At 67.1% G+C, this 12792-nt stretch carries 13 protein-coding genes and 3 tRNA genes; 12 read left to right on the top strand and 4 right to left on the bottom strand.

What is annotated here, in order from left to right; all coding sequences use genetic code 11:
- Window positions 1-9: 9 nt before the first annotated feature.
- On the bottom strand, window positions 10-513 hold the full coding sequence (locus G447_RS0105765; protein WP_005870492.1) for a YajQ family cyclic di-GMP-binding protein: 504 nt from the start codon (window positions 511-513) through the stop codon (window positions 10-12).
- Window positions 514-610: 97 nt separating this feature from the next.
- On the opposite strand from G447_RS0105765, the gene G447_RS0105760 reads away from it, so the two are divergent.
- The 4 genes from G447_RS0105760 to rpmG all read left to right on the top strand — a co-directional run bounded on the left by G447_RS0105760 (window position 611) and on the right by rpmG (window position 1187).
- Window positions 611-692 (top strand) — tRNA-Tyr (locus G447_RS0105760).
- 97 nt (window positions 693-789) lie between these two features.
- Window positions 790-862 (top strand) — tRNA-Thr (locus tag G447_RS0105755).
- 29 nt (window positions 863-891) lie between these two features.
- Window positions 892-965: transfer RNA gene (locus G447_RS0105750), tRNA-Met, on the top strand.
- Between the two features lie 51 nt (window positions 966-1016).
- Window positions 1017-1187: a 50S ribosomal protein L33 gene (rpmG, locus tag G447_RS0105745; protein WP_005870485.1), complete on the top strand. Its 171-nt coding sequence runs from the start codon at window positions 1017-1019 to the stop codon at window positions 1185-1187.
- A 68-nt stretch (window positions 1188-1255) separates the two neighbouring features.
- Here the strand turns inward: rpmG and G447_RS11720 are convergent, their stop codons facing one another.
- Window positions 1256-2098, bottom strand: a complete 843-nt coding sequence (locus tag G447_RS11720) for a FadR/GntR family transcriptional regulator (protein WP_026430377.1) — start codon at window positions 2096-2098, stop codon at window positions 1256-1258.
- A 62-nt stretch (window positions 2099-2160) separates the two neighbouring features.
- On the opposite strand from G447_RS11720, the gene G447_RS0105735 reads away from it, so the two are divergent.
- The 8 genes from G447_RS0105735 (at window position 2161) to G447_RS0105700 (ending at window position 10665) form a co-directional block, all read left to right on the top strand.
- Complete coding sequence (locus G447_RS0105735) at window positions 2161-3720, top strand: ABC transporter substrate-binding protein (RefSeq protein WP_005870470.1); 1560 nt, start codon at window positions 2161-2163, stop codon at window positions 3718-3720.
- Between the two features lie 202 nt (window positions 3721-3922).
- Window positions 3923-4924: an ROK family protein gene (locus tag G447_RS0105730; protein ID WP_243442317.1), complete on the top strand. Its 1002-nt coding sequence runs from the start codon at window positions 3923-3925 to the stop codon at window positions 4922-4924.
- Between the two features lie 34 nt (window positions 4925-4958).
- Window positions 4959-5645: an N-acetylmannosamine-6-phosphate 2-epimerase gene (locus tag G447_RS0105725; RefSeq protein WP_026430375.1), complete on the top strand. Its 687-nt coding sequence runs from the start codon at window positions 4959-4961 to the stop codon at window positions 5643-5645.
- Between the two features lie 357 nt (window positions 5646-6002).
- Window positions 6003-6314 carry a hypothetical protein gene (locus G447_RS0105720; RefSeq protein WP_026430374.1) on the top strand — a complete coding sequence of 104 codons (312 nt, stop codon included), beginning with the start codon at window positions 6003-6005 and terminating at the stop codon, window positions 6312-6314.
- Window positions 6314-8038, top strand: coding sequence for an alpha/beta hydrolase (locus tag G447_RS0105715; RefSeq protein ID WP_026430373.1), 1725 nt, complete (start codon window positions 6314-6316; stop codon window positions 8036-8038). Before G447_RS0105720 ends, G447_RS0105715 begins: the two co-directional genes overlap by 1 nt.
- Window positions 8035-8763, top strand: a complete 729-nt coding sequence (locus tag G447_RS0105710; protein ID WP_026430372.1) for a DUF4853 domain-containing protein — start codon at window positions 8035-8037, stop codon at window positions 8761-8763. Before G447_RS0105715 ends, G447_RS0105710 begins: the two co-directional genes overlap by 4 nt.
- Complete coding sequence (locus G447_RS12770; protein ID WP_279378479.1) at window positions 8693-9637, top strand: DUF4853 domain-containing protein; 945 nt, start codon at window positions 8693-8695, stop codon at window positions 9635-9637. The genes G447_RS0105710 and G447_RS12770 overlap by 71 nt, the downstream gene beginning before the upstream one ends.
- Window positions 9634-10665 (top strand): glycoside hydrolase 5 family protein, encoded by a 1032-nt coding sequence (locus G447_RS0105700; protein WP_243442314.1) that lies wholly within the window; start codon window positions 9634-9636, stop codon window positions 10663-10665. The genes G447_RS12770 and G447_RS0105700 overlap by 4 nt, the downstream gene beginning before the upstream one ends.
- Before the next feature lie 124 nt (window positions 10666-10789).
- Here the strand turns inward: G447_RS0105700 and G447_RS0105695 are convergent, their stop codons facing one another.
- Together G447_RS0105695 and G447_RS0105690 are read right to left on the bottom strand one after the other, a co-directional pair.
- A complete protein-coding gene (locus tag G447_RS0105695; protein ID WP_026430369.1) occupies window positions 10790-11581 on the bottom strand; it encodes a hypothetical protein in 792 nt (263 codons plus the stop codon).
- Entirely contained in the window at window positions 11581-12792 is a 1212-nt protein-coding gene (locus tag G447_RS0105690; protein WP_026430368.1) for a hypothetical protein, read from the bottom strand. The genes G447_RS0105695 and G447_RS0105690 overlap by 1 nt, the downstream gene beginning before the upstream one ends.

Here is a 12792-nt window from a genome sequence, read left to right as displayed (position 1 = left end):
CCCGTCGGCTCAGCGGTAGTTGACGAACTGGAGGGCGACGTCGAAGGCCTCCCCTTCGGGGCCCTTGAGCAGGGCGATCACGGTCTGCAGGTCGTCGCGGGACTTCGAGGACACTCGGAGCGCGTCGCCCTGGATCTGGGGCTTGACGCCCTTGGGGGCCTCGTCGCGGATGAGTTTGGCGATCTTCTTCGCGGTGTCCTGGGGGATGCCCTCCTTGAGGGGGCACGTGAGCGTGAAGAGCTTGCCCGAGGCCTTGGGTTCGCGGCCCGCGTAGTCGAGGACCTTGAGGGACAGGCCCCTGCGGATGAGCTTGCTCTGGAGCACGTCGAGGACCGCCAGGACCCGGGAGGCCGAGTTCGCTGTCATGGTGATGGAGTCCCCGGACAGGGCGATGGAGGCGTCGACGCCCCGGAAGTCGTAGCGGTTGGCGATCTCCTTGGCGGTCTGGTTGACGGCGTTGTCGACCTCTTGGCGGTCGAGGGTGGAGACGATGTCGAAGGAGGAATCTGCCATGATGATGCCTTTCGTTGGAATCCTGCCGTTCCCCGTGCCGATTGGCGTTGCGGGGACCTTTGGTGCTATTCTTCCACGGCACCGCAAAACGGTGCATGGCAGGTTACCAAAGCGGCCAAATGGATCTGACTGTAAATCAGACGCTTCGTGCTTCGGGGGTTCGAATCCCTCACCTGCCACTCTCCCGGCGGCCAGTCGTCGGGAGGCGCGTGTGAGTTCCTTCTCAGGGAATCGGATTGCCCGCAGCGTCCGCCTTGGGATAGAGTTTCCGGCGTTGCCCCGATAGCTCAGTAGGCAGAGCGTCTCCATGGTAAGGAGAAGGTCAAGGGTTCGATTCCCTTTCGGGGCTCTGGTCGCGGCCCAGGCCGCAACCGCTGCGGCGGGGTAGCTCAGCTGGTCAGAGCGCACGACTCATAATCGTGAGGTCGCGGGTTCGAGCCCCGCCCCCGCTACCGATAACCGACAGGTCGCTCGCGACACCAACAGCAAACGAGGGAAGTACCGTGGCAAGCAAGTCCCAGGACGTTCGCCCCAAGATCACTCTGGCGTGCTCGGAGTGCAAAGAGCGCAACTACATCACGAAGAAGAACCGCCGCAACACGCCCGACAGGCTCGAGCTGGCGAAGTTCTGCCCGCGCTGCAGGAAGTCGACGCGCCACCGCGAGACCCGCTGAGCGCGTCGTGCACCGCCCCGAGGAGTGATTCTCCTCGGGGTTCTTTTATCGGAGGATCGTGGGGCGTCTCATTTCCTCTGCTTCTGCCTGTCGGTCCTCCGGCTGTGTCCGCGGCGCTGGGGCGAGGGGTCCGGGCCGTCGGCCGTTGGGGGCGGCGTCGGTGAGGGAGAGGAGAGCGGGAGGTAGTGGTCGTCGATAGCCTCTTTGTAGGCGTCGTCGTCCCCCGACTCGCAGGCGCGCAGGATCGCCGCGTGCGCCTCGGCGCTGGCCAGGAGGTGCTCCTTGCTGGCCGTGTCCAGTCGCGGGGCGCGCGCCTGGTGGATCAGCCACATCGCCGAGACGAGCTGCGACATCAGCGGGTTGTGCAGGGGCTCGAGCAGAGCGGAGTGGAAGGCGATGTCCTCGGCCGGGCAGGTCCTGCCCGCTTGTGCTTTAATGCGCATGGCATCGACGAGGTCCCACAACCGGGGGTCGCGGTTGCCCTTCATGGCGGCCAGGAGCCCGGGCGCGATGCCGAGGTCCAGGGCGCGGCGGGTGTCGATGATCGAGCGCAGGGACTGGATCCCGTTGATCTCGTCGAGGGCGGAGCGCAGGACCAGTGTCTCGACCAGGGGCTGCAGGGACATGGCGCCGACGTAGGAGCCCGAGCCCTGCCGCACTGTGACGATGTCGAGGGCCTCCAGTTTGCGCAGGGCCTCGCGCACGGAGGAGCGCGATACGCCGAGGTCGGCGCACAGGGAGGCCTCGGTGGGCAGTCGGTCCCCGGTGCGCAGGCCGTGCTGCAGGATGTAGGCCTTGATCGCGTCCATCGTCGCGGTCGAACGCGTGTCCGCCGCAGGGGCGTTATCGTTCTGCAACCGTATCGACGCGATTGCGGCCTCTATGGCTTGCGTTGATTTGTCTGACAACATACGATCATCCTAACGGAGCGGGAACGCCGCACATCCACCTTTCTCGAAGATGAGGAGAGAAAATGCGAATCCGCAAGTCCCTCGCATCAGGTGCGGCCGTCGCGGCAGCGGCGGCGCTGGTGCTCACTGCCTGCGGTGGCGGACAGACTTCGTCCACGCCTCAGAGTAGCGGTGGAGGGCCTACCGGCGAAATCAACGTCGGCGTCGCCTACGCGACCAACGACTACGGGCCGGTCACCACATCGGCCCTGGCGCTGGGCACCAACTGGCACGTGCTGGAGGGGCTCTACGCGTTCAACATGGTCGACTACTCGATCCGGCCGGCCCTGGCCAAGGGCGATCCCGTGGAGGTCTCCCCCACCGAGTACGAGGTCGCCCTCCGCGACGGGGCGAAGTTCTCCGACGGGACCGCAGTCACGGCCAACGACGTCGTCGTCTCCTACGAGAGGGCCGTGGATCCCACCTCCATCTACAAGCAGTTCTTCACCTTCGTCGACTCCGTCACCGCCAAGGACAGCGCCACGGTCACCATCAAGCTGAAGCACCCCTTCTCAATGCTCAAGGACCGCTTCGCCAATGTGCGCGTCGCCCCCTCCTCCATGGACGCGAACACGCTCAAGAAGCAGCCGATTGGCTCGGGCCCCTACAAGTACGAGAGCGTCTCGCCGACCGAGGTCACCGCTGTCCCCAACGACCAGTACAACGGGTCCGTGCCCGCCACCGCCGCCAGACTCCGCTGGCACGTGCTCAAGGACGACTCCGCGAGGCTCTCCGCGGCCGTTGACGGCACGGTGGACATCATCGAGGCCGTCCCCGCCAGCGCCGCCCACCAGCTCAGGGCGGCCGGGTGGACCGTCGAAGCGGTCCCCGGGTACAACAACCCCTTCCTCATGTTCAACACAACGAAGGCCCCCTTCGACAAGCCCGAGGTGCGCCAGGCGGTCCTCAGGGCCATCGACCGCCAGAAGCTGGTCGATGGCCCGATGGAGGGCCAGGCCGACGTCGCCACGTCCTTCCTGCCCGAGTCCAGTCCCGCCCACAAGAAGCCCTCCACTGACCTGGGCTACGACCCGCAGTCGGCCATGAAGCAGCTGGCCGACGTGGGCGCCGTGGGAACCGAGATCACCCTCACCACCACCGATCACCCATGGATCGCGAACCTCGTCCCGCAGGTGAAGGCGGACCTGGAGGCCCTCGGCCTGACCGTCAAGGTCGACCCCCTCGCTGACCTCTACAGCAGCGTGACCGACGTCGACGAACCCAGTTACGACATCGTCATGGCCCCCGGCGACCCGTCCGTGTTCGGCATGGACCCCGGCGTCATCATGTCCTGGTGGAACGGCGACAACATTTGGACCCAGAAGCGCGATTCCTGGGCGAAGACCGCGCCCGACGCCTTCAGGTCCTTCCAGGCCATCGTCGACGAGACGGTGCAGCTGAAGCCCGACGACCCCGCCGCGCTCGCCAAGTGGGGCCAGGCCCAGGACCTCCTGGCGGAGCAGGCCGTCATCTACCCCCTGTTCCACCGCAAGATGCTCACGGCCTACAAACCGAACAAAGTGGCGGACTTCAGCCCCATCGCCGCCACCGGCCTGCAGCTGCTCGGTGTGAGCGCCAAGTGACGCCGCTCGAAACCCGTGCCCGCGAGTTCCGGGGCGTGTTCGACACGAATGAGATGCCCCGCCTGGTTGCCGCCCTGGACGGCGGGTGGAAACAGCGAGTGGGCCGCCCCAGTGCTCCGGGGTGCGGGGCTGTTGGCCGGTTGACGAAGTCGGGGCGGGGGCAGTGCCGCCCCTCGCCCCAGGAGCACAGGAGGAAGCAGTGATGGAGGCCAGTGGAGGCGCCCCGCCGGCGCGGGGGCCGTGGGAACTGGAGGACGAGGCGAGGGGGCCCGCAGAGCGCCAGCTGCTCGCCCTCGACATAGGGGGGACGAAAGTGGCGTGGGGCCTGGTCCGGGTCCGCGCCCGCCGCCTCAGCGCCTCCCAGCGGGGCGCGGTCCCCACCTCGGCCTGGGAAGGGGGCCCCGGGGTGGCGCGCCGCGTCACAGAGCTGGCCCAGCGCCTCGTCGCGGACAACCCGGGCATCGATGGGATCGGCGTGGCCAGCGCGGGGGTGGTCGATCCCGCCTCGGGCGCCATCGTCTCGGCCACGGGCACGATGCCGGGCTGGGCGGGCACGCCCCTGGGGGGCGCGCTCGCCGGGGCGACGGGCCGTCCGGTGGCCGTCCTCAACGATGTGCACGCCCACGGCCTGGGGGAGGCGGTCCTGGGCGCGGGGCGAGGCTTCGGGACTGTCCTGTCCTTCGCGGTGGGGACCGGGCTGGGGGGCGCGCTGGTCCACCACGGGTCAGTGTTCCAGGGCGCCCACCACATCGCGGGCCACTTCGGGCACATCCACCACCATTTCGCGCCGGATATGGAGTGCTCCTGCGGGCGCTCGGGCCACATCGAGGCGTTCTGCTCGGGTTCCGGCATCGTCCGGTGGTACAACTCCCTGCGCGGCGGCGCCGACCCGGAGGCCTGCGACGGGCGGGGCCTGCAGGAGTTGGCCGACGGCGGCAACGCCTTGGCGGCCACGTGCTTCGAGCGCTCGGGCTACGCCCTGGGCGAGGCCATCGCCTCGTTGTCGAACTGCGTGGATCCCGGTGCCGTCGTCCTGTCGGGGTCGATGACCAGGTCGGGTCCGCGCTGGTGGGATGCGCTCCGGCTGGGTTACGCGGCGGGGGCGATGACGCCCTTGGCGGGCGTCCCGCTGCTGCCCGGCGCCCTGGGGGGAGACGCCCCCCTGCTGGGGGCGGCCCTCGAGTTGTTGTCACGTGGGCAATAGTGGCCGCAAGGCCAATCGTGGAAGAGAGAAGACCATGACACATCCGTTGATCGCTTCGCTGCGCGGCCGTTTGATCGTTTCCGTGCAGGCGTACCCCGGTGAGCCCATGCGCCACCCCGAGACGATGGCGCAGATCGCGCGCGCCGCCGAGATCGGGGGTGCCGCCGCGATCCGCTGCCAGGGGCTGTCGGACATCTCGGCCATCAAGGGCAGGGTGCAGGTGCCCGTCATCGGCCTGTGGAAGGAGGGGCGCGACGGCGTCTACATCACCCCGAGCCTGCGCCACGCGCGGGCGTGCGTGATGGCGGGCGCGGATGTTGTCGCCATCGACGCCACCGACCGCCCCCGCGCCGACGGGCGCGACTACGCCCAGACCGTCGCGGAGTTGAAGCGGGAAGGGGCCCTGGTCATGGCGGACTGCGGGTCCTTGGGGGACGCCAGGCGCGCCGTCGAGGCGGGTTCCGACATCGTTTCGACGACGCTGGCGGGTTACACGGGGGACCGCGAGAAGACCGAGGGGCCGGACTTGGAACTGCTGGCCAGCATCATCCAGGAGTTCCCCGGTGTGCCCGTGATCTGCGAGGGCCGCGTCCACACGCCCGGGGACGCCGCGGCGGCCATCGGGGCGGGCGCTTTCGCCGTCATCGTCGGCACGGCCATCACGCACCCCACGTCCATCACCGGCTGGTTCAAGGCGGCGGTCGAGGGGGCCCGGGCCTGATCCCGTGGCGGCGGTCGAGGGAGCTCGGCCCTGCCTCCGCGTCCGCCGGAAAGGGGCTGCCGCGCCACCGCCACTGCCCGTATTCGTGGGGGCGGCGGCGGTGGCGCGTATATCGCCCAGTGGAGCCTGGGTTGGGGAGCACTTGCGCGTGTGACGGTATCATTCCCGAGGCTGATGTCCTACTCGTCCGGTATGTGGGATGTGGTTCGGTTGTCGGAGTGCGGTGGGTAAGTTGGGGGCACGTGCCTGTCGGCGTCGCAGGAGCGGGTCTGGAGTGTGCCGGATCCTGCTCTTCGCGTGGTGCGGTGAGCCGCCACCTGGCATGAGGAGTATCCGATAGCGGAGAGGGAGGGCATCATGGCGGACATCTACGTGGAAGCCGGCGACTTGGAGAGGCTGCGCAGCGGAGTGGACGCGGTGGCCGACGGGCTGGCGCAGGTGCGTGTGGGGGACACGGCGGGGTACCTGCCCGCCGGAATGGTCGGCAGTGATAGCGCCTCCGTGGTGATGGGGGCGTGCAACACGATTGATGGGCTGGTTGAGGGTGTTGTCGAGGCTTTGCGGGACTATTCGTCTCACGTCGGTGAGACCATCGCGCAATTCGCCGCCACGGAGGACGCCAATACTCTGACGTTCCAGAACGTCGCTAACTCTGCGGGGGTGAACTGATGGTCGCGTGGAGTGACGTCCTGCTTTGGCGTGCGGCGCACATCGAAACGGTCCAGGACGACGCTTCTGCTGCTAGGAAGGCGGCCAGGGAGCATGTGCGGGAGTTGGAGGTCTATTACAGCCGCATTGCTTCACAGGGATTGGCGATCGATGCTATGCGGCAGGCCCTGTCGCGTGTGCAGGACGAGCTGGATCATGCGGTCAATGCGATCAGCGCGTACATGCTGGCGTGCGCGGAGGCCATTGACGGCGTCCGCGTCGTCGAGGCGAAGGTGAGGAGCGCGTTGGAGATCTCCGAGGAGATCGGCTGCACCATACACGACGACGGCAGCGTCAGCATTCCTTACATCGATTTGAGTGACGCGGTGAGATACGGAAAGGCAGATGTTCTGCTGGGTAAGTACTCCGACTTGCGCATGTGCATTGCTGCTGCTCTGTCGGTCGCCCGCAAGGTGGACGAGGAACTGCGCAGGAAGCTGCAGGAGTTGGCCGAGGACAAGTTCGAGCAGAACGGTCCCAAAGAGGGGCGCCACTCGGCGTCCCCGGGCCTGCCCGACGACGCGGACGAGTCGTGGTCCCCATCCGAGGTGAGCGCGTGGTGGGCTGCCCTGACCGATGAGGAGCGCCAGGCGTGCATCGAGCGCGATCCTTTGAAGTACGGCAACTTGGACGGGATCGACATGGCGTCGCGGGACAAGGCGAACCGGATGGCCTTGTACGGCTATGACACGGGCGGGAACGCCAGCATCCGGTTGGGGAGCACGGGGCTGTTGCAGCAGGCGCAGGACAAGTTCGACCAGGCGCAGGCCGCGTACGATGATTGCGTGGGCGCGCACGGCGAGGACAGTGACGAGGCCAAGGCCCTCAAGGCGGAGCGGGACCGCGCCGAGCGGGATCTGAAGGATTTGCAGAAGATCGACGAGCGATTGCGCAAAGGCGCCGGGAAGGACGGGGAGCCCGTGTCTCTGCTCGCCTTGGACACGTCGGGGGAGCAGGTGAAGGCGGCTGTGGCTGTGGGGGATGTGGACCACGCCCAGCACGTCGCGAACTTCACCCCGGGCATGGGCACGAATGTGCGCGACTCGTTGGACAACTACGTGGATGTCGCCGACCGCATGCGCGACAACACAGCGGATAAGGTCGGCATAGGAAAGTCTGATGTCGCTGTGGTGGCGTGGTTGAACTACGACGCCCCGACGGACGTCACGAAGACCTGGGACTTGGATGTGGCCAGTACGGAGAAGGCGCACGCGGGGGCCGACCGTTTGGCGGGGTTCCTCACGGGTGTGCGTTCGTGGCGCGATGAGCAGGGTGGGTCTTTGCATTTGACCAGTGTGTCCCACTCCTACGGGTCCACCACTGCTGGGCTGGCGATGCGGCAGATGGGTGAGGGGGTTGTGGACGACCACGTCTACCTGGCTTCCCCGGGCAGTGGGGCGTATTCGGTGGGGGCGTTGGGGGTTGATCCCTCCCACGTGTGGGTCTCCGCCGTGCCCGAGGGCGACATGGTGCAGGGGATGGGCCCCGATGGCACATTCGGGCGGGATCCCCAGGAGTTGGAGGGCATCCAGCACCTGTCGGGGGACGCCACGGGGGCACAGGGGTACGATCCCCAGCCTTCGTCGCCTGTCGCGAACCATTCCTCCTACTTCGCTCCGCCCAAGCCGGGGGAGGAGAATGAGGCGTTCAACGACGTCTGCCGGGTCGTGGGGGGCGCGAAGTGAGTGGTCGTGTGTTCGCCAGGGCCGCTGGCGTGCTTGTGTGTGCGGTTCTGTTGGTGTCGGGGTGTGGGTTGGTTCCTCGGTCGCAGAGCCCGCAGGAGGCGTTGGGTTTGCCGCAGGCGGAGACGCCGTTTGCCCAGCGTGAGCCGATTGAGGAGTATCTGCGCACGGTGGAGCCTGTGATGAGGCGGTTCGTGCACGCGCTGGCGGAGAAAGGCGGCGGGGTGATCGGGGTCGATGATCGGCGGTACTTCAATGCGTGCACTGACCTGGGTCCTGGTAAGGAGGAGGGCTGGGCGTTCGGGACCGAGCGGCTATTCATTTCATCGTTGACGGATGAGGACATTGAGGACGCTGCGTCGCAGTACTTGTCGGTGTTGCCGTCGTACAAGGGTGGGCGTGGGAAGACCCAGAAGGACGGGTCGCGGGAGTACCGCAGTGACGATGGTGCCAATGGCGGTGAATTGCAGGTGGACTACTTTCCGGATGATCGTTCCTCCATGCACTATGAGTCTGGGTGTGTGCCGTCGGATGGGTCGATGGGGGACCTCAACGAGTACGTGCTGCCGTCGGTCGAGGAGGCGTTCCCCGATATGGTGGTCTACCCGGCGTTCGACAAGGACACGAAGCAGCCGAACACGCCCCCGCCGCCCCGAAATGCTTCCGGCCAGTCCGGGCAGTCGGGCCAGCCAGCCCAGTCCGGCGACGGGTCGGGGGAGGGCCAGTGAGCGCGCGCTGGATACGAGGGCGCGGAGGGCCGTTGCTAGCCGCCGCACGGACTTCCGGCCGCTGTGCTTCCGTCCGCGCCGCAGCGCTCGAGCTGCTGTGTTTCCGCCCGAGCCGTGTTCTGGTGAGAGGAAGCGCGAAGTGAGTGGCCGTGTGTTCGCCAGGGCCGCTGGTGTGCTTGTGTGTGGGGTTCTGTTGGTGTCGGGGTGTGGGTTGGTTCCTCGGTCGCAGAGCCCGCAGGAGGCGTTGGGTTTGCCGCAGGCGGAGACGCCGTTTGCCCAGCGTGAGTCGATTGAGGAGTACTTGCGCACGGTGGAGCCTGTGATGAGGCGGTTCGTGCACGCTCTCGCCGAGAAGGAGGGTGTGATCGGGGTCAATGATCGACGTTACTTCAACGCATGCACTGATAGGGGACCCGGTAAGGAGGAGGGCTGGGCGTTCGGGACTGAAGTGTTCTACATTTCATCGTTGACGGATGAGGACATTGAGGGCGCTGCGTCGCAGTACTTGTCGGTGTTGCCCTCGTACAAAGGGACGAGAGGGGATGTGCAGAAGGACGGCTCTTTCGTCCTGCGTAGCGGGGATGCTGGCAATGGCGGTGAGTTGTCGGTCTACTATTTCCCGGATGATCGGTCCTCCATCCGCTATGAGTCTGGGTGTGTGCCGTCGGATGGGTCGATGGGGGACCTCAACGAGTATGTGCTGCCCACTGTTGAGGAGGCGTTCCCCGATATGGTGGTGTACCCGGCGTTCGACAAGGACACGAAGCAGCCGAACACGCCCCCACCGCCTCGGGGCGGCTCTGGCCAGTCCGGGCAGTCGGGCCAGCCAGCCCAGTCGGGCGGGTCCGGTGACGGGTCGGGGGAGGACCAGTGAGCGCGCGCCGGAAATGGGGCGTGGTCCTCGCCACCCTGCTCCTGGTCGGGTGCGCGCCGCTCTCGCCGCACGAAGGCCCATCGACCGCGCCACCGACGACGGGGACGCCGTCCGCCTCGGGCACTGCGGGGACGGACGATGGGCAATCGGCCGGGCAGGGGGACACCACCGGGGATGTGATGCGCGGGATCACCCTCGACGGCGTCGATGACCTCGGCGCGGCGGAGCGGGCTATCGACGCGCTCCCCTTCACTGCCACGGTCCGCTTGGTCACCGACCCCGAGCGCGGCCCCGAGGACTACCGGGACGCGATCACCGCGCTGTCCTCCCGGGCGCGCCTGGTCGTGCAACTGGTCGATTCCACCGCTCTGGCCGGTCTCAGAGTCGAAGAGGCCCGGTGGAGGGCGCGTGCCTTCGTGGAGCGCTACGCCGGGCAGGTCGAGGTGTGGGAGGTCGGCAACGAGGTCAACGGCGCTTGGGCGGGCACTGGACCCCAGGAGATCAACGCGAAAGTGCTGGCGATGGCGGAGCAGGTGAGGGCCGCCGGCGAGTCTACGGCGATCACCGTGAACCTGTGGAGCCGCCCTGACTGCTACGAGCAGGAATGGGAGGGCGAGGCCGCCTACCTCGCCACGGTTCCCGCGTTTCTGGCCGGAGCCATCGACTACGCGTTCCTCAGCGCCTACGAGACTGCTTGCGACCCCGTTCAGCGCCCCAGCGCCGCTGAGGTCGGGGACGCGTTGGAGGCCCTGGGCGCCGCGTTCCCGAACGCCCGGCTCGGCATCGGCGAGATCGGAGCCCAGCGCGGCGAGGACAGTGACAGTGGGCATAGCGTCTCCGAGCCGACGCGGGACGAGAAGATCGCGGTCGCGAGGCGGTGGATCGGCATGAACGGCCAACTCGCGCAGCGCTTCGGCGACCGGTACGTGGGCGGCTGGTTCTGGTGGTACTTCCGCCAGGACGTCGCCGAGGCGCCCGCGGGCGAGTCGATAGGCGGGGAGCTGGCGGATCTGCTAGGCGCCCTGTGATTCCGTGACTCCGAGGCGCCCACCGCTCTTGTGGGCGATCCGCCGTCCCCGTTGGGCACCGGTTGTTCCTACTGGGCGGCTCGCCGTCCCGGTTCCGCACCCGGCGGCGCGCCGCTGCGCCTTGTCATGGTTGGGGTGTGGTGTCGAGGAGTGTTTGGACGAGTTGTGCTCCTTCGGGTTGTGCGAGGAGTGGGCGGTCGTGGGGGTGGGTGTTGAAGTGGTGGAGGAGACGGTCGAGTTGGGTGAGGGAGGTGGCGGGGCAGTCGAACTTGATGGTGTAGGTCAGTTTGGGGATTGAAGGATCGGGGTGTATCTCTGTGCCCGCCAGGTTCGTCGTTCCTACGCGGGCGTTGTCGGTCCAGGGGATGCGGACCTCGCCCTGCAGGGGCGAGGCGGTGATGGTCAGCGCGTGGGGCGACAGGGTGAAGGACTGTTTGGGCATCAGAAGAGTGTGCAGGCTCATGTGACGGCCATTGGCCAGAAGATACCCTGCTGACGCGGGGCCGGCCGCCCAGAGGAACGCGTGGACGGGGTAGCCGGTGATGAACCCGTAGACCATGGTCCCGGCGGCTATTGCGTAGTACGCGCAGACCATGAAGAACGTGACGAACCTTGCAGCGTTCGTTCCGGGGATCTCCACTTGGGTTGTGAACACCGCTCGGGGCCTGCGGTGGGCCACGTAGGTGAAAACGAGCGCTAAGGGGATGAAGGGGATGGTCATTGCGGCGACGAAGACGTAGCCAGTGCGCAAGTATTCGTAGTGCAGCACCCTGTGCATGCCGACCAGCAGTGCCACGCCGAATGCCATGGCGAGGACGAACCCGGCGAGAACTAGACCCGCGCGGCGTGTTCTTCGATCCGCCTCGGCGGGGATCTTCGCCTCGGGCAGGCGCACTGGGCGTTTCCTGTAGCGCATTACCAGTTGGCGAGGCCGAGGTGGTAGGGCAGGTGCCAGAAGGTGGCGTCGATGCGTTCACGCCACTCCAGGGGGACAGCCTTCTGGTAAAGCGCTCCCACGCCGGCGGCAACAGCGATTCCAGCCAATGCTCCGGTCGCTGCCCCGGCGGCTGCTCCCGCGCCCACGGCCATTTCTGAGAGTGCTGTACTTGTCGCTGCTTCTGTCACCGTTGATCCTACTGCGCTGCCGACTGCTGCGCCGGCGGCCATTCCGGCGCCTTGGGCGAGGGCGGTTTGGCCGGGGGTGTCGGATGTGGCGATGTCGTAGGCCAGGGTCGCGTAGCCGATGCCCGCCACTACTGTTCCCACGCCTTGGGCCTGGGAGCGTCCGGCGCGGAAGTCGGCTCTGGCTTCGAGGGCGTTCTTGACGGCTTCGTCCATGACGGGGCGCACCACGTGGGAGGCCCCTTTGCCCTGCCTGCCGACTTCGGCGGCAGCATTGTCCATCTGCTGCTCCAACACCTGGGCTCTTCTGGCGAACCCCTGGTCCAAGGCGTCCACGGCCAGCTGCCACGGGCGGTCGGCCACGCCCTGGGCCTCCTGGTCGAAGTAGTTCGCGAACAGCAGGGTGAAGCTCTCGACTTGCAGGGGCCGCAAGTGTTTGTTGACCCAGTCCTCCAAGTCCGACCAGACCCGTTCCACCCGGATGACCAGGGTGCGGTAGTAATCGTGATTGTTCGCCGCTGCGTCCCATTCGCGGCACGCGTCCTCCCAGGCCCACCAATCCTCGATGGGTGTTCCCTGCGGAGGCTCTTGAGGCTTGGGCGGCAGCGGGGGCGGGCACATGATGTCGTAGTCGTTCTCGATCTTCAGGCCCGCCGTCTCCGCTTGGTTGCGGATCGTCTCCATGTCCCTGTAGTGGTAGTCGAGCTGCTGGGCGTAGGCGCGCAGCACCTCGTAAGCGCGATAATGGCGGTCCGACAAGTCGTCGGCGGACTTGCGCAGTTTGTTCAGCATCTCCTCGTACACGTTGGCCGTCTCTCCCATCCAGTACTCCGGGTTCCGCAGGAGGTTGCCGCTCATCTCGACAACGGCGTCGCCAACCTTGCTGTACGCCTCGTAGAACCACGCCGCGACATCGCGGACGCTGTCGGGATTGCACGGAATGCGCGTGTCGATCGAAGTGACCGACACTTCCAGGGAGGTCCCGATCCCACCACTGTCAGCCAT

This window comes from Schaalia georgiae DSM 6843 (assembly GCF_000429245.1).
In the GTDB taxonomy this organism is placed as follows: domain Bacteria; phylum Actinomycetota; class Actinomycetes; order Actinomycetales; family Actinomycetaceae; genus Pauljensenia; species Pauljensenia georgiae.
This window is presented reverse-complemented; position numbering and strand designations above follow the sequence as displayed.